Below are 18,109 nucleotides of genomic sequence, written 5' to 3' on the forward strand. Positions count from 1 at the left end.
GCCCCGTCAGGAGTCGGTCACCGAGCGTCAGGTGTGCCGCCGGGCGTGTCGTCAGGCCGGTGCCGTACCCGACACCTCCGGCTCCTCTGCGGTCAGCGGCATGGCGATCGACTCCAGACCGCGCCGCTCCGCCTTCACCCCGAGGAAGAGCTCCACCACCCCCGCCGCGATCATCAGCGCCGCGCCGAGCGAGAACGCCAGCGCCGTGTCGGCGGTCTTCCCGGTGGAGACCAGGTCGGCGAAGATCAGCGGGCCGGAGATGCCGCCGACGGCCGTACCCACCGCGTAGAAGAAGGCAATCGCCAGCGCCCGGGTCTCCATCGGGAAGACCTCGCTCACCGTGAGGTACGCCGAGCTGGCGCCCGCCGAGGCGAAGAAGAGCACCACGGTCCAGCAGAGCGTCAGCGTGACCGCCGACAGCGCGCCGCTGCGGAAGAGCGCCGCCGTCCCCAGCAGCAGCACCCCGGAGAGGAGGTAGGTGCCGGAGATCATCGGCTTGCGGCCGACCGAGTCGAAGAGCGGGCCGAGGAGGAGCGGGCCCATGAAGTTGCCGACGCAGATCACCGCGAAGTAGTAGCCGGTGAAGCCGTTGGGCACGGCGAAGAAGGTGGTGAGGATGGTCGCGTACCCGAAGGTCACCGCGTTGTAGAGGAACGCCTGGCCGATGAAGAGCGAGAGGCCCAGCACCGTGCGGCCCGGGTAGAGCCGCACCATGGTGCGGGCGATGGTGACAAAGCCGATGGAGCGCCGCTGCCGGATGGTGATCGACTGGTCGGGTTCGTCCAGCACCACCTGCTTCTCGTCCTGGACGATCCGCTCGGCCTCCGCCACGACCTCCTCCGCCTCGCGGTTGCGCCCGTGGATGAAGAGCCACCGCGGGCTCTCCGGTACATGGCGGCGGACCAGCAGGATCACCAGCCCCAGCACCACGCCCAGGCCGAAGGCGAGCCGCCAGCCGACGTTCACGGGCAGCAGGGAGGTGTTCAGCAGCGGCACCGAGACCAGCGCCCCGGCGCCGGCCCCGATCCAGAAGGAGCCGTTGATGATGATGTCGATCCGGCCACGGTGGCGGCTCGGGATCAGTTCGTCGATGGCCGAGTTGATCGCCGCGTACTCACCGCCGATGCCGAAGCCGGTGAAGAAGCGGCAGAGGAAGAAGAACCAGGCCGTCCAGGAGACGGCGGTCAGCGCGGTCGCCGCCAGGTAGACGCAGAGAGTGAGCATGAAGAGCTTCTTGCGGCCGTGCCGGTCGGTGAGCCAGCCGAAGAAGAGCGCCCCGGTGCAGGCGCCCGCCACATAGAGGGCGGCGGCCAGGCCGGAGACCTGCGCGGCGGAGATCGCCAGGCCGCTGCCCTTCTGGGAGAGCCGGCCGGCGATATTGCCGACGATGGTGACCTCAAGGCCGTCCAGGATCCAGACCGTGCCCAGGCCGATGACGATCCGCCAGTGCCACCCCGACCAGGGCAGCCGGTCCAGCCGGGCGGGGACCTTGGTGCTGATGGTGCCGGTCTGCACCCCGCCCCGGCTCACCGTCTCCCCCGGCGCGTGATCGTCCCCGGTGCCACCCGGTCCCGTCCCCTGCCCTGCCGTGGAACTCATGCGCGGTCCTCCACAGTCGCCAGCCGGACCGCCGGTCCGGCCGGCGGCAGCGCTCTGGCGTGCGTCTGCCCAGCGCCGCGGGGGCTAACGCACCAGGCAGAACTCGTTGCCCTCGGGGTCTTGCATCACCTGGAAAGCCCCCTGGTCGTCCATCCGCACCCCGCCGACCGCCCGGGCGCCGCGCGCCAGCAGCTCGTCCCGGGCCTGCTCGATGTCCTCGACGCAGATGTCCAGATGGAGGCGGTTCTTACCGGTGGGCCTGGGCTCCGGCACCCGCTGGAAGGCCAGTCTGGGCTGCCCGTCCGGCGGGTCCACATACGACCAGTCGGGCTCCCGGTCCACCGGCCGGCCGCCGAGCACCGCAGCCCAGAAGCGCACCAGTGCGGCCGGCTCGGCGCAGTCGATGACGAGTTCGTCGATTCGTCCCACCACAGGGCCAACCTAGCCCGGAAATGAGTAGCCGTACTCATGTGGCACGCACCACCCCCGGCCAGGATGCAGCCATGAGTGCATCGATGCAGCCGCGCACCACTGCCGCCTACTACCTGCAGGCGGTCATCTCCTTCGCGCTCTCCGGCACCGCGCTGGCCGTGGGGATCGCCTATCTGCCGGTGGACGCCTGGATGCGGGCCTTCCTCGCCGTCGGCCTGCTCTATGTGATCACCTCGGCGTTCACCCTGGCCAAGTGCGTACGGGACCGGCAGGAGAGCGCGGACATGGTCAGCCGGGTCGACCAGGCGCGGCTGGAGAAGCTGCTTGCCGAGCACGACCCGTTCAAGACCGACCTCTGAGGGTCAGGCGGTGCGGTCGGCAATCGGGGTGCCGCCGGTGGCCCAGTTCTCCGCCGGGATCTCGTCGATGGTCACCCAGATGTTCTCCGGCTTGACGCCGGTGGCCCGTACATAGGCTTCGGTGAGCTCGCGGACGATCTCGCGCTTCTGCTCGGCGGTACGGCCGGCGATCTGCTTGACCTGGATCAGGGGCACGGCTGGCTCCTCGTCGGTTGCGGTGGGGCTGCTGCGCCCTCTGTCGCGGGCCACTCCATCACCGGGCGCCGCCATGCGACAAGCGGCACCTCAGGCGGTGGCGGTTCGACGGTGATCGCGGTGGACCGGCCGGAGGCGGCCGGGGCGGCGGACTCCGGCGACCGGGCCCGACAGATTCGCCGTCCGGGTGATACTTCAGAAGGGGCCCGGGCACCGGCCCGGCCCACGAGATGCAGAAAGGGGTGAGACGACCGTGTGGTTGAGGAATGGACTGGAACCGTGGCACCTGATCCTGGTGCTGGTCGTGGTCGTCCTGCTGTTCGGCTCCAAGAAGCTTCCGGAGATCGCGCGCGGGCTGGGCAAATCGATGCGCATCCTCAAGGCCGAGACCAAGGCCATGCGCGACGAAGCCCCGACGGTGGAGCGCGTGACCGCCTCCGAGCAGCCGTCGGCCATGCCCACGGCCGCCACCCCTGCGGCCGAGGCCGAGGCTGAGGAGCAGCCGCAGCGCAAGGCGTCCTGACCCCGGGCCCCGGCCGCACGGGCATCCGTCCCGTACGGCCGGGAACCCGGTGCGTCAGGTGGGTCCGGTCGGCCCGGCGGGTCAGGCCGGGCCGCTCCAGTCCAGGGTGGGCGCCAGTACCCCCTCCAGGGTCAGCAGCCAGCGTTTGACCTCCACCCCGCCGTAGCCGCCGCCGTAGCCGCCCAGCCCGTCCGAGGCGACCACCCGGTGGCACGGCACGATCAGCGCGACCGGGTTGGACCCCATGATCTGGCCCACCTCGCGGGCCGCCGCCCACCGCTCCCCGGTCGGCACGGCGTCGTACACCCCGCTGCCCGCCGCCAGTTCCCCGTAGGTCACCGTGCGGCCGTAGCCGACGGCGCGGTGCAGCGCCTGGAGCACCGTGCGCTGCGGGCCCGAGGTGAGGCTCCAGTCGACCGGGAAGTCGAAGACCCGCCGCCGCCCCGCCAGATACTCGCCGACCTGGCGTGCCACCAGCGCGGTCCGCTGGGCATCGGCGGGCGGCGCCGTCGCCAGCCGGGCCGGTACCTCGTCCGGCGGCTGCGCCGAGAACGCCACCGCGGCGGCCCCGGCGGCGGTCACGGCCACGCTCACCCCGCCCAGCGGCTCCGGCGCTGCCACGCTCGCCCAGCTGACGGCCATCTCCCGCGCTCCCCTTCCGTCGGCTCCGTCGGCCCGTACCGAACCAGTGTCCCGCCCGCCGACGTCTGCCCGGGCGGCCGGGGAACGGTGAGGTCCGAAATCCGCCGGACCCGGGCGGCGGAACCTGCTGGAGTGGTGCCATGACCAGCTCACTCCACGACAGTGCCGTGCTCCTCCGCTCCCTCCATGTCCCCGGTCGGCCGCTGATCCTGCCCAACGCCTGGGATGTGGCCACCGCCCGCCTGGCCGAGGACGCCGGGGCGTCCGCCATCGCCACCACCAGCGCCGGTGCCGCCTGGGCGCTGGGCGCCGCCGACGGCGACCGGCTGGACCGCGACCGCGCCCTGGACCTGGTCGCCCGGATCGCCGCCGCCGTCGAGGTACCCGTCACGGCCGACATCGAGAGCGGCTATGCCGACGAGCCGGACGGCGTCGGGGAGACCGTACGTGGGGTGCTCGCCGCCGGGGCCGTGGGCATCAATCTGGAGGACGCCCGCTACGACGACGACGCACCGCTGCGGGCCCCGGCGAAGCAGGCCGAGCGGATCGCCGCCGCCCGCGCCGCCGCCGACGCGGCCGGAGTCCCGCTCTACCTCAACGCCCGGATCGACACCTATCTGCGGCAGGTCGGCGACCCCGCCACCCGGCTGCGGGACACCCTGGACCGGGCCGCCGTCTATCTGGCGGCGGGCGCCGACGGGGTGTTCGTCCCCGGCGTCCTCGACCCGGAGGTCCTCTCCGCCCTGGTGGCCGGGGTGGACGCCCCGCTCAATGTGCTGGTCGGGCCGGGCGCCCCAGCCGTTCCCGCGCTGGCCGCCCTCGGCGTGGCCCGGGTCAGCGCCGGGTCCTCCATCGCGGTGGCCGCCTATGCGCTGGCCGCCCGCAGCGCCCGTGAACTCCTCACGGACGGCACCACCACCTCCCTCACCGGCGACCTCGGCTACGCCGACCTCAACGCCCTGCTCGCCCGCCCCTGACCACTGCGGTCGGGCGGAGGGCCAGCGGCCCGGCCCTGGCGCCGCCGCCCACGCCGGGGCAGCCGTGCCACCCGTACGGGTGAACTCCCCGGGGCGGGGCCGTGCGGCTGCGGCGGACGGCCGACGGCCGCGCGGACAGGGCGGTCACGGGGTGCCACGATGGCCGCACTGTGACGACCTGGCCGCTGCCCCGTGCCGTGCGCGCCACCGTGTTCGGAGCCGTCTGCACGGCGCTGGCCGGGGCCGCGCACCTCGGCATGTCGCCGACGGCGGAACTGCCGGTGCGGGCGCTGCTGGTCGGCTTCGCGGGGACGGCCCTGCTGAGCGGGCTGTTGAGCGGGCTGCTGGGGAGGGTGCGGGGCGGCCACTGCGGGGGTCCGACGGCCGCCGGTGCCTGGACGGTCACCGTGCAGGCCGCGCTGCATCTGCTGCTGGAGCACGCCGGGTCGGCCCAGTCCACCGGCCCGGGGTGCGCGCACGCCATGGCGGATATGCCCGCCGCCTCCCCGCACGGCGGGCCGCCCGCCGAAATGGCCGCCGGGATGCCCGTCGGTATGCCCGTCGGTATGGCCGCCGCCCATCTGCTGGCGGCCGTCGGCTGCGCGCTAGTGATGCGGCGCGGTGAAGCGGCCCTGGGCCGCGTCTTCGAGGCCCTGTGCGCGCTGGCGTTCGCCCCGTTGCTGCTGCTGCGGTCGGTACGGCCCGCCACGGCGGGCCCGGTCCGCCGCCGGACACCCCGGCGGGCGCGCTCGCCCCGGCTGCTGCTGCTCTCGTACGCGCTGGTCACTCGCGGTCCGCCGCAGGCCGCCCGGCCGATCTGACCCACTCGTCGCCCGCGCGGCGGGTGCTCCGCCCGGAGCACCCGCCGCGCCGGGCCCGCATGCCTGGCGACCGCGTACGCCCCACCGCACCTCCGGAGCCCCACCCATGACCACGTTCCGCCCCCGTATCCGCCCGCGTCTCGGCCCCCGTCTGGGCCCGCTCGCCTTCGGCCTGCTGCTGGCGGTGCTCTTCATCTGCGCCTTCGCGGCGGGCCGCGCCGCCGCCCCGGCCGCGCCCGGCCTCCGCCCCTCCCCCGACGGCCCGCACGGCAGCGGCATGCCCGGAATGGGGGCGATGCGATGAGCGACCTCACGGCCGAGGCCGGGTCGGTCGCCACCGGCCTGCTGGTCACCGATCTGGCGGTCGGCGGGATGACCTGCGCCGCCTGCGCCTCCCGGGTGGAGCGGCGGCTGGGCCGCCTGGAGGGCGTCACCGCCGGGGTCAATCTGGCCACCGGCCGGGCCAGGGTGGTGCATCCGGCGGGGGTGCCGGTGGCGGAGCTGCTGGCCGCCGTGGAGCGGGCCGGGTACACCGCCGAGCCCGTGGCCGCCGGGGCGCCCCCGACCGCGTCCGCGGACGGGCCCGACGGCGATGGCGACGGCGGGGCGGGCGAGTTGCGGCGGCTGTCGGTGCTCGCGGCGTTCGCGCTGCCGGTGATCGCGCTGTCGATGGTGCCCGCGCTGCAATTCCGGTACTGGCAGTGGGTCTGCTTCCTGCTGGCCGGGCCGGTGGTGTGCTGGGGCGCCGCCGGAATCCACCGGCGGGCGCTGCGCGGGCTGCGGCACTCCACCGCCACCATGGACACCCTGGTCAGCCTGGGGGTGCTGGCCTCATACGGCTGGTCGGCGTATGCGCTGCTGCTCGGCGGCGCGGGCCGGCCCGGGATGCGGATGCCGTTCTCGCTGACCGCCGGGGCCGCCGGCGGGGCGCACCTCTATCTGGAGGCGGCGGTCGGGGTGCCGCTCTTTGTGCTCTGCGGGCGCTTTCTGGAGGGGCGGGTGCGGCGACGCACCGGTTCGGCGCTGCGGGCGCTGGCCGGGCTGGCCGCCAAGGACGTCTGGGTGCGCGAGAACGGCGAGGAGCGCCGGATCCCCGTCGCCGAGCTGCTGCCGGGCCGGGAGTTCGTGGTGCGGCCGGGCGAGAAGGTGGCCACCGACGGGGTGGTCGTGGACGGCCGGTCGGCGCTGGACCTGAGCCTGCTCACCGGGGAGAGCACACCGGTGGAGGCCGGGCCCGGCGACCCGGTCGCGGGCGCCACCCTCAATGTCGGCGGCACGCTGGTGGTACGGGCCACGGCGGTGGGCGCGGACACCCGGCTGGCCCGGATCACGGCGCTGGTCACCGAGGCGCAGGCGGGCAAGGCCCGGGCGCAGCGGCTGGCCGACCGGGTGGCGGGGGTGCTGGTGCCGGGGGTGCTGGCGGTCGCGGTAGGTGTGCTGGGGTTCTGGCTGGGGGCGGGGGTCCGGCCGCAGGCGGCGGTCACGGCGGCGGTGGCGGTGCTGGTGGTGGCGTGCCCGTGTGCGCTGGGGCTGGCGACGCCCACCGCGCTGCTGGCCGCCACCGGGCGCGGCGCCGAACTGGGCATCCTGGTACGCGGCCCGGAGGTGCTGGAGTCGCTGCGCCGGATCGACACGGTGGTGCTGGACAAGACCGGCACCCTGACCAGCGGCCGGATGCAGCTGGCGGAGACCACCGCCGCCCCCGGGCAGGACGCCGCACAGGTGCTGCGGCTGGCGGGCGCGGTGGAGCACCACTCCGAACATCCCGTCGGCCGCGCCCTGGCCGCCGCCGCCCGGCAGTCCACCGGCGGGGAGCTGCCGCCCGCCACCGGCTTCGCCGCGACGCCCGGCCTCGGGGTGGCGGGCGAGGTCGAGGGGCGGCGGGTACGGGTGGTGCGGCCCGGGGAGGCGGGCGGTGCGCTGCCCGGGGTGCTGCGGGAGGCCCTGGCGCGGGCGGAGGCGGACGGCCGTACGGCGGTGCTGGCGGAGCTGGACGGCCGCCCGGCGGCGGTCTTCGCGGTCGGCGACACCCTGCGGCCGGGCAGCTACCGCGCCGTGCACCGGCTGCGCGGCCTGGGGCTGGAGACGGTGCTGCTCACCGGCGACCGGCAGGGGGCGGCCCGCGCGGTCGCCGAGCAGCTGGGCATCAGCGAGGTCCACTCCGGCGCCTCACCCGAGCGCAAGGCCGAGCTGGTGGCCGAGTTGCGGGCGGCGGGCCGCCGTACCGCCGTGGTCGGCGATGGGGTGAATGACGCGGTCGCGCTGGCCGCCGCCGATCTGGGCATCGCGATGGGGTCCGGCACCGACGCGGCGATCGGCGCGGCCGGGTTGACCCTGGTGCGCAGCGACCCCGAGGCCGTGGTGGACGCCGTACTGCTGGCCCGGCGCACCCTGGGCACCGTACGGGCCAACCTGGCCTGGGCGTTCGGCTACAATGCGGTGCTCGTCCCACCGGCCGCGCTGGGGCTGCTCAACCCGATGCTCGCCGCCGCCGCGATGTCGGCCAGCTCGGTGCTGGTGGTCGGCAACAGCCTGCGGCTGCGGGCCTGGCGTCCGCCGGGGCGGGGGCCGGGGCGCGGGCGCGGTGCGGGGCGCGGGCGCGGGCGCGGTGCGGGTCAGCAGGGGGCGGCGTCGACCACGGCGTAGCCCGCCTCGGCGAGGGCCGCGCGGATCTGCTGCCCCTCGACGTCGCTCCCTCGGACGGTGACCGTGCGGGCTCCCGGGTCGACGGTGACCTCATGCACCCCGTCCACCCGGGCGAGGGACCGGCGGATGCCGCCGGCCCCGCCCGCCCGGTCGCCGCCCTGCACGGTGTAGCGGATCTCGTCCATGGTGTCGGCCTCCCGGTCGTGCAGCAGCGCTGCTCACCAGCAGTACGTGCGGGCGGCCCCGGGGGTTCGGTCGGCGGCCGTCACCTACCCGGACGGCCCAGCGCCGCCCGCCGTCGGGGGCAAGGCTGCCGAGCTGCGCGGGTGGTCCGACCGCAGGGAAGGCGCCCGTCTCGGCTGGGAGGATGAGCCCATGCATCTGGTCCCTGCGGAACGCGCCGCCCACCGCACCATCGACGGACACCGGGTGTGCGAGGCGATCGAGGCGATCGGCGACCCGGGCGAGGTACGGGCCTGGGCCGACCGGTTCGCGCTGCTGGCCGATCCGGGGCGGCTGGCCCTGCTGCTGGCGCTGCACCGCGTCGGGCCCGTCGCCGTCTCCGACCTGGCCGTGGCCACCGGGATGAAGGACACCGCCGTCTCCCAGGCGCTGCGGCTGCTGCGGGCGGCGGGGGTGGCCGCCGGTGAGAAGGACGGCCGGGTGGTGCGCTACCGGCTGGTCGACCCGCAGGTGGCCGCGCTGCTGGAGCATGCCGCCCGGGGGTGACGCCCGGGGTTCATGGGAGGCGGGGCCGGCCAGGGGCCCGGCGGGCGCCGGGTGGGAAGACGATCACCTGTCGGAAGGCCCGCGCCCGGAGCAGGGAGCGGTCACCCGAAAGCTGACGGGCCGACCCCGCCTGTCCTCATGCTGATGCAGAGAAGTGGTTATTGCAAGTAAGTCGCAATAGGGTTGGTCCCGGCTCGACCACGATCAACGAGAGGGGCTGTGCCTGATGGGCACGTACTCGCTTCCCGACCTGCCCTACGACTACGCCGCGCTGGAGCCGGCGATCACCGGGCAGATCCTGGAGCTGCACCACGCCAAGCACCACGCCGCCTACGTCAAGGGCGCCAACGACACCCTGGAGCAGATCGCCGAGGCCCGGGACAAGGACCAGCTCACCCCCACCGGGCTGGTGGGCCTGGAGAAGACCTACGCCTTCAACCTCTCCGGCCACGTCCTGCACTCCATCTTCTGGGAGAACCTCTCCCCGGACGGCGGGGACCGCCCCGACGGCGCACTCGCCGACGCCATCGACGAGCACCTGGGCGGCTTCGAGGCGTTCAAGAAGCAGCTCAGCGTCGCCACCGCCTCCGTGCAGGGCTCCGGCTGGGGCGTCCTGGCCTGGGAGCCGCTGGGCAAGCGGCTGATCGTGGAGCAGGTCTACGACCACCACGGCAACGTCGGCCAGGGCACCACCCCGCTGCTGGTCTTCGACGCCTGGGAGCACGCCTACTACCTCCAGTACAAGAACGTCCGCCCCGACTACGTCAGCAAGCTCTGGGACCTCGTCAACTGGAATGACGTCAAGGCCCGCTTCGCCGCCGCCACCGGCGCCTGAGCGCCTGAGTGCCTCCGCGCGGCCCGGGTGCACCGAGCCGGTCCCGGGCCGCGCCACTCACCGGTACGGGGGGATGTCCACCTCGGCGGTCACCGTGTCCTCGTCGATGTCGGAGGTCCGCACCACCGCCGTCACGGTCCAGCGGCCCGCCATCGGCACCCGCAGGTCGTCGGCCTGCCATGCGGCGCCACGGCGCTGGAGCCGCACCTCCAGCGGCCCCACCCCCCGCTCGGGCAGCGCCATCCGGATCCGCAGCTCGGGCACCACCGCGATGGCCCCGCCACGGGTGAGCACCACCGCCTGTACGGAGTTGTCGCCGACCCGGCCCGGGTCCATCACCACGGAGACGCTGCCCCGGCCGCGACCGCCGGCCGCCCCGGTGTCAAAGGGCAGCTCCAGGTAGACGGTGGGCGCCGGAACAGCCACCGCCACCGTGCCGAACTCCTCCTGTGTACGGCCAGGCTCCGTGGTCGTCAGCAGCGCGGTGAGCGCCAGCACCACGGCGCCGATCCCCACCTCGGCCGCCACCGACCGCCGCAGCCGCCGCCGCTCCGGGCCCTCCTCCCGCTGTGCCCCGGCCACCGGTACCGCAGGCCCGTCCACCGGCGCCGAGGCCGCCCGCAGCCGCGCCGTCCAGCGCCGCGAGTACCCGGCGGCGGCCAGCAGCACCGCCACCCCGCCCAGCTTGGCCAGCAGCAGCCGGCCGTACCCGGTGCCGCCCAGGGCGTGCCATGACCCCACCTGCCGCCAGGACTGGTACGCCCCCGTCAGCGCCAGCACCACGACCGCGCCCTGCGCCAGCCGCGAGAAGCGGGCCGCCGCCGACGCCAGCTCCGGCAGCGGGTCCGCCACCCGGTACAGGGTGACCAGCAGCGCCGCCAGCCCGCCCAGCCAGACCGCCATCGCCAGCAGGTGCAGCAGATCCAGCGGCACGGCCAGCGGGACCTGGAGACCCGCCGAGGCATGCTCGGCCGCCGCCCAGGTGGCCGCCGTGCCGCAGGCCGCCGCCCCCGGCAGCAGACTCCCGGACCAGCCCCTCCGGCTCGTCCGCGTACCGACCCGCCGGGCCGCCGCCCGCCGCAGCGCCACGCCCAGCAGCACCACCAGTACCAGCCGCAGCAGCAGCGCCACGGCGGGCCGCCCACCCGCCGTCTCCCGCACCGAGGCCAGGTCGAACACCGCGCCCAGGCCGCCCCCCGACTCGTACGGGGCGCGCAGCACCAGCAGCGCGGCCGTCGCGGAGAGCAGCATCAGCCACCCGGCCAGCACCAGCCGTCTCAGCGGCCCCGGCACCGCCGCCCTCCGGCACCACCCCGCGAAGGCCGCACCCCCGACCAGCAGGCAGAACCCCGTGTACGCCAGATACCGGCCGAGGTCGTAGAGGACACCCACCGCCCCGCCGCCCGCGTCCTCGACCGGGACCGCCGGGGCGCCCGAGGACGCGCGGCCGAAGGAGAAGGTGAAACCACCCGAGACGGGGTGGCTGTCGGCGGAGACCACCCGCCAGGAGACGACATAGGTGCCCTCGGCCAGGGGGCCGGGCAGCGCCACCCGGGCGGTGCGGCCGTCGCCGCCCGCATGCCCGGGCCGCCGGTCGTCCACCCGCAGCCCGTCCGGGCCCAGCACCCGCACCGCCTCCGAGGGCACCGACACATCCTCGCTGAAGCTGAGGACGACCTCCTTGGGGGCGGACGCGGTGACCGCGTCCTGCGCCGGGGAGGTGGACACCAGGGCGGCGTGCGCGGCGGCCCGCCCCGCGCCGACCAGCAGCAGGGCGGGCACCGTGCACAGCAGCACCAGTACGGCCGCGAACGCCCGCGACAGCCGCAACCGCAACCGCAACCGCAACCGGAGCCGGAGCCGGAGCCGGAGTCCGCCGACCGCCATGGACCACTCCCCGGAACCGAGGGGCCGCCCGTCGGCCCCCCTCGGCAGCGGCTACGCACACCGGCCGCGCCCGGTTCAGCCGTGCGCCTCGGTCAGGGCTTCCGGGCGACCCCGGACCAGTAGTAGGCAGCGGCGGGGTCGGCCGGCGCCTCCCCGTCCGGGCGCCACCCCATCACCGGCACCACGCCCGGCTCCACCAGCTCCCAGTCGCCGAAGAACCGCGCCACCTGCTCCCGGGTACGCGGCACCAGCGTCATCCCGCCCTGCCCGGCCGCCTCCGCGATCCGGGCCATCGCCGCCGGGTCGAAGTCGGCCCCCGGGTGGGTCACGGCCACGCAACTCCCCGACGGCAGGGCGTCCATCAACTCCCCGGCCAGCGACCAGGGGTCGTCCGCGTCGGCGATCAGCATCAGCACCGCGACCAGGGTGAGGCCCACCGGCTGGTCCAGGTCCAGGGTGGCGGCCAGCACCGGGTCGGCGAGGATCTTCCCCGGCTCGCACAGGTCCGCGTGGATGTACGCGGTGCGGCCGTGCTCGCCGCCCGCCATCAGCGCACGGGCATGGGCAAGCACGATCGGGTCGTTGTCCACATAGACGACCCGGCTCTCCGGGGCGACGGCCTGCGCCACCTCATGGGTGTTCCCCTCGGTGGGGATGCCGGTGCCGATGTCCAGGAACTGCCGGATGCCGACCTCCCCGGCCAGGTACCGCACCGCCCGGCCCAGGAAGCGGCGGTTCTCCCGCGCCATGGTGCGGATGGACGGGATCTGCTGCTCGAACATCTCCCCCAGCGTCCGGTCGGGGGCGAAGTTGGTCTTGCCGCCCAACCAGTAGTCGTACATCCGGGCCGAGTGCGGCAGATCGGTGCGCAGATCGACCGGCTCCGCCTCCGGCCCCCGCGCGTCCAACCGCATCCAGTCCGTCGTGTCCGCCATCGTTCCCCACCCCTGCCTTCGGCTCCCCGACTGTCCGTCAGTTCGCCATGCTAGACCGGTACAGCAACACCCCACACTCCACTTCACCCATCCCATCCACCACCTGCCACCACTGGCCACCACCGGCCACCGGTCAGACCACGACCACCGATCGATCAGGTCCAGGTCGATGTACGCGCAGGTGTCGAGCAACCCGGCCCAGTAGCGGTCAGCCACGGTCGCGCGGCCAGGGGTCCTCGTCGCCGACGCCGGGTCTACAGTGTCCACTCTTACGGTCCCGGGGATCGTCCATCGGCGCCCTCAGCCCTGCAACGGCCACCCCTGGGAGCCGAGCCGGGCCCGCAGGGGCGGACGCCCAGGAGGCACTGTGCACATCGAGGCCGAGACCATCCACACCACCCGACTCACCCTGCTCCCACTCCACGCGGACCACGCCGAAGAGATGGCCGCCGTACTCTCCGACCCGGCCCTGCACACCTTCATCGGCGGTGCGCCCGCCACCCCGCAGGCCCTGCGCTCCCGCTATGAACGCCTGGCCGCCGGTTCACCCGACCCCGCCGTCTCCTGGTGCAACTGGGTGGTCCGACTCCGCGACCAGGCATGCCTGACCGGCACGGTCCAGGCGACCATCGACGGAGGCATCGCCGAAATCGCCTGGGTGGTGGGAACCCCCTGGCAGGGACGCGGCATCGCCACCGAAGCAGCCCAAGCCCTCGTCGCCTGGCTCGCCAACCAACCCGTCCACACCGTGATCGCCCACATCCACCCCGACCACCAAGCATCCGCCGCCGTCGCCACCGCCGCCGGCCTCACCCCCACCACCCACCGCCACGAAGGCGAAATCAGGTGGCAACTCACCATGCGGCAGCCACCCCTCCACACCCCCTGACGACACCCCTCGGCCACCAGCCCCAAAACAGAGGCCGCGGCACCCAAGCGACCCGCCCCGAGGCTCAGCGAAGGTAGGTCCGCTGCCACTCCGCGATGGGCATGGACTGCGCGGCCTCGGCCAAGGCGAGAGCGGAGGCCGTCTTCAGCTTGGCCCGGGTGGAGTCCACCCACTCCTGGGCTGCGGCGTAGCCCTGCTGCAAGTACTCCAATCCCTGGATCACGCATTCCAGCTTGTCCGCGTCATGAGCGACCAGGACCTCCAAGGAGTCGCCGTTCTCGTACTCGTGGACAACAGCCTTGACCCCGTCCGCGACGGCCGGGTGCGCGTCGGCGACCTGGTCTGCGGTGACCTCCTCGTTGGAGGAGGCCACCAGATAGCGGCGTCCGATCCACGGGATGTCGCCGATGCGGCTCTCCTGGGAGTCGTGAAAGGTGCACAGCAACGCAACCTTGGCCGGATCTGCCCCTTCCATCATCGCCAGGACCGCGCCGATCACCGCAGTCCGCCAGGAATGCTCAGCGATGGTCTCGGGGTCCTTGACGCCTGCGATCCACCACCCGGACCGCTTCGCGCGCTTGAGCGCACCCAGCTCCATGAAGTACCCAACGGTGCCGGCATCGGCCTCTGCGTCGCGCTGGTCGGTCATGTGGTGTCCTCTCCAAGGGGGTCACACGCGGTGCAGTCTCAGACCGTAGTGGACAGACTCCAGGTCGGCCCGGGATCGACGGGAGACAACGTCACTGTCGAGCAGGTCGCAGACACGTTGGCCCAGAGCGGTGTTGAGAGCAGGGTCAGCCGCGAGCAAGCCCGGCCGGGAACCGATCAGCGACCACACCGAGCGCACGTTGAGGTCGATACAGCCCAGGTGGGGTTGAAGGCGATCGGTGAGGCGGCGGAGCAGCGCGAGACGATCCCAGGAGTTGGAGCGGGCAACCATGAAAGAGTCGTCGGCTCGCGGCAAGGGGTCCAGCCCGAGCCAGTAGGCCCAGTAGTTCAGGTTCGCGGTCTCACCGATGTCATCCATGCCGTAAGAGAGGAACGCGTGGATACCGTCGAGGTTGCCGTGCCGAGTCATGCCTGCCGCCACAGAGCGGTAGTCAGCCCAATGCGGCGTCCACCGACCTCGCGTAGGCGCGGCGAGGTGGCGGCGCATGTCCGCGAGCCATGAGGCAGTGTCTGGGGCTTCGTCGTACGAGCACAGGTACAGCGCTTGGCGCCGCAACAGCGCCCCCGCGTCGCCCGCCCGGTGCCCGAGTTCTGCGGCCCAACGCAGATGGGCGAACAACGCGATGCGTTCGTCCGCCCCGAGCAGAGGGGCGTCCGCGACAGGGCCTCGGCGACGCGTTTTGGTACTGGTAGAGGGAGGAAACGCAGCAGGTGCCTTACCCGTGAGTGACCAAGCGATCATGTGCGTGGTGTCCCGGTTGACGACCCAGCCCGCCAGCGGGTGTTCGTGCAAGTCTGAGCCCGAACGCCCTGACAAGGCATAGGAGATCAAGGTATCGGCGTCAGTGGCTTCGCCGAGGAGGACGAGCAGGCCCGGATCAGCCCCCATACGCAGCAGGGTGCGGCGCACTTCACGAAGCTTGCCGACCGAGATCGCGGTCAGAGGCCGACGTCCTGATTCCCAGCCCTGCACGCTGGTGGTGTCCATCCGCAGAGCTTCGGCGAACTGCTGTTGCGTGTGGCCCGTGCGCTCACGGGTGATCTTGAGCAAGTGCCCGGCGATACGGCCTTCATTGGGCTGCGACCGCGCAGCACTATCAGTCAGTGTTGTGCGGCGCCCCACAGAGGGCTGAGCAGCCATGACGTCTCCCCGCTGACTGACCTGCTGCTCGACTACTCGTACCCGCAGTCAGTCCACTCTCCATCTGACAAACCGTAGCTTGTTCGTGACCAAGCGTACGCGGCTGAGAGCGACCCGGACCAACCTGCGTGCGGCTGTTTCAGATCTTCTCGGCATATTCCCCTCCGAGTGCTCGACTCCTCGGGACCGCGGCGGGGACAGCTGCTCTCAACACAGGGGAAGTGACGCAGGTGAGAACGACGGGGGCCGAACCCCTATCCCAACAGTGGGTGCCCAGCGGGCCATGCTTGACCGACCGCTTGATCGGAAGTGCATCTCAGCCTGCTTCACCATGCGGATGGGGGCAGCTATGACCTCAGCCATCCAGCCGAAGCCGCCAGAGCAGTTGGCATGGGGCACGTGGGTGTCCTCGAACAGCAAAGGTGTGCGGCTCGCCCGCTGGCACATGGCCTCGCAGTTGGCAGACGCCGGCTTCGATCGCGACGTGGTACGGGACATAGAGCAGATTGCGGGCGAGCTGATTGCCAATGCCGTGCTGCATGGCTGCCGAGGAGTGGGCCTGGCGCGCCTGAGGGTCACGGCTCAGGACGACGGGCTGCTGGTGGAGGTGTTCGACCCGAGCCCAGCACGGCCGAGTGCGGTCGTGTCACGGCCGGACGCCGAGTCAGGCCGGGGGCTGCTGATGGTTGAGGCTCTTGCCGACGAGTGGGGCGTGGTGGAGCACGGCGGGTCCGGCAAGACGGTGTGGGCGCGGTGCACCATGCGTCGCGAAGTCGGTGAACGGGACGCCGGGGGACAGCCGTGCTGATCCCCGTGCACCCTCGGGCGCAACCGGCCAAGGGCTCTGTCGTTGCCTCCCCCATGGCAACGGCACCGCCCACCCGGACCTCGACGACCACCTCCGCCTGGCCACCTGGGAGCTGGCCAACGCCTGAGGACCCACCGGTCCAGCGGCCCCACGCTCCCCGCTGGGGCGGGTCGCTCACGTGGCCGCGCCACCTGCTGAAGCCGCCCCGCCCCACCAGGGGCCGTCCGCCGTCCTGGGTACCGCGAACCGTTCAACGTGTCCGGGTCGGCGTGCACTGGGACGCGGTACGGCTGCCGAAATCGGCGGCCCATGACCTCGTCGCCCACTGGACGGGACCGGTGATCGCCGGGCCCGCCGGCGAGTGGTTCTTCCTACTGAAGCCGGGCAGCACAAACGGCTGGTCGCTCCCCGGAAGCCGCCGCCAACCCCCAGGCAGCCTGATCGAAGTACCGCCCGCCCACACCCGAACCCGCAACGACACCAGTTGGGCAGTCCCACCGACCGCTCCTCTCCCCACCGGGCCCGAACTGCGCCAAGCCCTCACCACCACCGTCCGCCCCGGAGATCATCCGTGACCGCCCCACCCACACCAGCCCTGATATCCCGCCTCAGAGCGTGGAACTGGATCGACGCCGACCCCTACGGACGCCCGCTGCCGATGCTGCTGGTCGCGCACCCGCCCACCGGCCACCCCGGCGAGAGCGCCCGCTCCATCGACGCCGCCATGCGCGGTCTGTCCCGCACCCTCGGGCTCGCCCCGCCGCACACACCGCTGCCCGCCATCGGCCCCGTCCTACGCCCCCGCCACGGCTCCCAGGTCCGCCTCAACGTCGCCGCCATCGGCTATGGCCTGCTGGCAACGGTCGAACCCCGCTGGCTGACCGCCGCCACCCGGCGCGGCCACGCCGTCGTCGCCGCCGCCCTCACCCCCGTACCCCCCTGGGTGATGACGGGCGCCCTCGACCGAAAGCTCCGCCCGGCCCTTACCTCCGGCCGCATCCACTTCGGCATCGCCGAACTCACCAGCAGCCGTAAGCACTTCCCTCCGCTGCCCCGTGAACACCCGCCACCCCACGACCGCTGACGCCGCGCCCCACACACACCCCTGGAGGTGATCGACCTCGGCTGGCTTTGCATGGCTTCGGATAGTGCGGGCCCCTGCCAAGCTGGCAGGGGCCCGCAGGGTAGAGAGCCGACTTACCGTCTGGAGGCGCCCTGACGGCCCGGCCTCACTTCAGGTGCCGGTCGAAGAACCGGCTCCCGTCCTCCACCTCGAACCACGGGGTGCCGACGTGCCCGCCCAGATTGGCGTGCAGCGTCTTCTCCTTGGTGCCGAAGGCGTCGAACAGGTCCAGGGCCCGCTGCCGGGGGTTCCCCTCGTCGTCCCACTGCATCAGGAACAGCAGCGGAATGGTGACCTGCGGGGCCTCCTCGCGCTGGGCGCGGGGCACGTACCCCCCGGCGAAGAAGCCGGCGGCCGCGATGCGCGGCTCGACCACCGCCAGCCGAACGCCGACAGCGGTCCACCCCGAGTACCCGACCGGCCCGCCGATCTCGGGCAGCGAGAGGAGGGCGTCCAGGGTGGTCCGCCATTCCGGGACCGCTTTTTCGACCAGGGGGCCGATGAAGGACTCGAAGATCTCATCGACCGGCTCGCCGGCCTGCATCGCCCGGCGGAGGTCGGCGCGGGCCTGCTCGTCGGCGGCGGAACGGGGCCGGTCACCGCACCCGGGGGCGTCGATGGCGGCCACCGCGTAGCCGAACGACGCGTAGTGCCGGGCCCGGGCCACCAGCCGGGATTCCCTCTTGGGCAGGCCGTTGTTGGGGGCCATCAGGATCAGCGGAGCCGGTGCGGCTCCAGGCGTCCACAGGGTGCCGGGGATCTCACCGAGGGTGAATTCGCGTTCGAGGACGCCGTCGTCGAGGCGCTGCTCGGAAGTGAACTGCATGGTCGTGCCTTTCGGGAGTGCTCTTGAACGGCGCTCCCGGACGACCTACCGCCCGACCGTGACCCCGGAGGGG

Annotated in this window: 21 protein-coding genes; 11 read left to right on the forward strand and 10 right to left on the reverse strand. The window is 73.2% G+C overall.

Annotation, left to right across the window (positions count from 1 at the left end; genetic code table 11):
• Nucleotides 1–51: 51 nt before the first annotated feature.
• Both C7M71_RS13855 and C7M71_RS13860 read right to left on the reverse strand, forming a co-directional pair.
• Nucleotides 52–1,599, reverse strand: a complete 1,548-nt coding sequence (locus tag C7M71_RS13855; protein ID WP_111491775.1) for an MFS transporter — start codon at nucleotides 1,597–1,599, stop codon at nucleotides 52–54.
• A gap of 84 nt (nucleotides 1,600–1,683) precedes the next feature.
• Nucleotides 1,684–2,031: a VOC family protein gene (locus C7M71_RS13860; protein WP_111491774.1), complete on the reverse strand. Its 348-nt coding sequence runs from the start codon at nucleotides 2,029–2,031 to the stop codon at nucleotides 1,684–1,686.
• A 71-nt stretch (nucleotides 2,032–2,102) separates the two neighbouring features.
• Here C7M71_RS13860 and C7M71_RS13865 point away from each other — a divergent pair, with 71 nt between their 5' ends.
• Nucleotides 2,103–2,390, forward strand: a complete 288-nt coding sequence (locus tag C7M71_RS13865) for a YiaA/YiaB family inner membrane protein (RefSeq protein WP_175607686.1) — start codon at nucleotides 2,103–2,105, stop codon at nucleotides 2,388–2,390.
• Between the two features lie 3 nt (nucleotides 2,391–2,393).
• Here C7M71_RS13865 and C7M71_RS13870 read toward each other — a convergent pair whose 3' ends face one another.
• Nucleotides 2,394–2,585, reverse strand: a complete 192-nt coding sequence (locus tag C7M71_RS13870; protein WP_111491772.1) for a 2-hydroxymuconate tautomerase — start codon at nucleotides 2,583–2,585, stop codon at nucleotides 2,394–2,396.
• A gap of 259 nt (nucleotides 2,586–2,844) precedes the next feature.
• Between C7M71_RS13870 and tatA the strand changes: the two genes are divergently transcribed.
• Nucleotides 2,845–3,108 carry a Sec-independent protein translocase subunit TatA gene (gene tatA / locus C7M71_RS13875; RefSeq protein WP_111491784.1) on the forward strand — a complete coding sequence of 88 codons (264 nt, stop codon included), beginning with the start codon at nucleotides 2,845–2,847 and terminating at the stop codon, nucleotides 3,106–3,108.
• An 81-nt stretch (nucleotides 3,109–3,189) separates the two neighbouring features.
• Here the strand turns inward: tatA and C7M71_RS13880 are convergent, their stop codons facing one another.
• Nucleotides 3,190–3,750 (reverse strand): methylated-DNA--[protein]-cysteine S-methyltransferase, encoded by a 561-nt coding sequence (locus C7M71_RS13880; RefSeq protein WP_111491771.1) that lies wholly within the window; start codon nucleotides 3,748–3,750, stop codon nucleotides 3,190–3,192.
• Between the two features lie 140 nt (nucleotides 3,751–3,890).
• Between C7M71_RS13880 and C7M71_RS13885 the strand changes: the two genes are divergently transcribed.
• From C7M71_RS13885 to C7M71_RS13900, 4 genes are all read left to right on the forward strand, one after another.
• Entirely contained in the window at nucleotides 3,891–4,727 is an 837-nt protein-coding gene (locus C7M71_RS13885) for an isocitrate lyase/PEP mutase family protein (protein ID WP_111491770.1), read from the forward strand.
• 170 nt (nucleotides 4,728–4,897) lie between these two features.
• Nucleotides 4,898–5,548 carry a hypothetical protein gene (locus tag C7M71_RS13890; RefSeq protein ID WP_111491769.1) on the forward strand — a complete coding sequence of 217 codons (651 nt, stop codon included), beginning with the start codon at nucleotides 4,898–4,900 and terminating at the stop codon, nucleotides 5,546–5,548.
• Nucleotides 5,549–5,654: 106 nt separating this feature from the next.
• Nucleotides 5,655–5,852 (forward strand): hypothetical protein, encoded by a 198-nt coding sequence (locus C7M71_RS13895; protein WP_114914363.1) that lies wholly within the window; start codon nucleotides 5,655–5,657, stop codon nucleotides 5,850–5,852.
• Nucleotides 5,849–8,194, forward strand: coding sequence for a heavy metal translocating P-type ATPase (locus C7M71_RS13900; protein WP_114914364.1), 2,346 nt, complete (start codon nucleotides 5,849–5,851; stop codon nucleotides 8,192–8,194). The genes C7M71_RS13895 and C7M71_RS13900 overlap by 4 nt, the downstream gene beginning before the upstream one ends.
• Here the strand turns inward: C7M71_RS13900 and C7M71_RS13905 are convergent.
• Complete coding sequence (locus C7M71_RS13905; RefSeq protein WP_111492216.1) at nucleotides 8,164–8,379, reverse strand: heavy-metal-associated domain-containing protein; 216 nt, start codon at nucleotides 8,377–8,379, stop codon at nucleotides 8,164–8,166. The two genes, C7M71_RS13900 and C7M71_RS13905, sit on opposite strands and share 31 nt — an antisense overlap.
• Nucleotides 8,380–8,569: 190 nt before the next feature.
• On the opposite strand from C7M71_RS13905, the gene C7M71_RS13910 reads away from it, so the two are divergent.
• Nucleotides 8,570–8,923: an ArsR/SmtB family transcription factor gene (locus tag C7M71_RS13910; RefSeq protein ID WP_111492217.1), complete on the forward strand. Its 354-nt coding sequence runs from the start codon at nucleotides 8,570–8,572 to the stop codon at nucleotides 8,921–8,923.
• A gap of 226 nt (nucleotides 8,924–9,149) precedes the next feature.
• Entirely contained in the window at nucleotides 9,150–9,758 is a 609-nt protein-coding gene (locus C7M71_RS13915; protein WP_111492218.1) for a superoxide dismutase, read from the forward strand.
• 57 nt (nucleotides 9,759–9,815) lie between these two features.
• On the opposite strand, the gene C7M71_RS13920 is transcribed toward C7M71_RS13915, so the two are convergent.
• Complete coding sequence (locus C7M71_RS13920; RefSeq protein ID WP_111492219.1) at nucleotides 9,816–11,645, reverse strand: copper resistance CopC/CopD family protein; 1,830 nt, start codon at nucleotides 11,643–11,645, stop codon at nucleotides 9,816–9,818.
• A 92-nt stretch (nucleotides 11,646–11,737) separates the two neighbouring features.
• On the reverse strand, nucleotides 11,738–12,580 hold the full coding sequence (locus C7M71_RS13925; RefSeq protein ID WP_229758709.1) for an SAM-dependent methyltransferase: 843 nt from the start codon (nucleotides 12,578–12,580) through the stop codon (nucleotides 11,738–11,740).
• A gap of 373 nt (nucleotides 12,581–12,953) precedes the next feature.
• Here C7M71_RS13925 and C7M71_RS13930 point away from each other — a divergent pair, with 373 nt between their 5' ends.
• On the forward strand, nucleotides 12,954–13,469 hold the full coding sequence (locus C7M71_RS13930) for a GNAT family N-acetyltransferase (RefSeq protein WP_111492227.1): 516 nt from the start codon (nucleotides 12,954–12,956) through the stop codon (nucleotides 13,467–13,469).
• Nucleotides 13,470–13,533: 64 nt separating this feature from the next.
• Here the strand turns inward: C7M71_RS13930 and C7M71_RS13935 are convergent, their stop codons facing one another.
• Together C7M71_RS13935 and C7M71_RS13940 are read right to left on the reverse strand one after the other, a co-directional pair.
• A complete protein-coding gene (locus C7M71_RS13935; protein ID WP_111492220.1) occupies nucleotides 13,534–14,118 on the reverse strand; it encodes an HD domain-containing protein in 585 nt (194 codons plus the stop codon).
• Between the two features lie 21 nt (nucleotides 14,119–14,139).
• The gene (locus tag C7M71_RS13940) at nucleotides 14,140–15,189 is read right to left on the reverse strand and encodes a helix-turn-helix domain-containing protein (protein ID WP_162824240.1); all 1,050 of its coding nucleotides are present in this window, start codon (nucleotides 15,187–15,189) and stop codon (nucleotides 14,140–14,142) included.
• 439 nt (nucleotides 15,190–15,628) lie between these two features.
• Here C7M71_RS13940 and C7M71_RS13945 point away from each other — a divergent pair, with 439 nt between their 5' ends.
• Together C7M71_RS13945 and C7M71_RS13950 are read left to right on the forward strand one after the other, a co-directional pair.
• Nucleotides 15,629–16,087, forward strand: a complete 459-nt coding sequence (locus C7M71_RS13945; RefSeq protein ID WP_162824241.1) for an ATP-binding protein — start codon at nucleotides 15,629–15,631, stop codon at nucleotides 16,085–16,087.
• 571 nt (nucleotides 16,088–16,658) lie between these two features.
• On the forward strand, nucleotides 16,659–17,171 hold the full coding sequence (locus C7M71_RS13950; RefSeq protein WP_162824242.1) for a hypothetical protein: 513 nt from the start codon (nucleotides 16,659–16,661) through the stop codon (nucleotides 17,169–17,171).
• Nucleotides 17,172–17,316: 145 nt separating this feature from the next.
• Here the strand turns inward: C7M71_RS13950 and C7M71_RS13955 are convergent, their stop codons facing one another.
• Nucleotides 17,317–18,036, reverse strand: a complete 720-nt coding sequence (locus C7M71_RS13955) for a dienelactone hydrolase family protein (protein WP_111492223.1) — start codon at nucleotides 18,034–18,036, stop codon at nucleotides 17,317–17,319.
• Nucleotides 18,037–18,109 lie beyond the last annotated feature (73 nt).

It is taken from the genome of Peterkaempfera bronchialis (assembly GCF_003258605.2).
Classification (GTDB): domain Bacteria; phylum Actinomycetota; class Actinomycetes; order Streptomycetales; family Streptomycetaceae; genus Peterkaempfera; species Peterkaempfera bronchialis.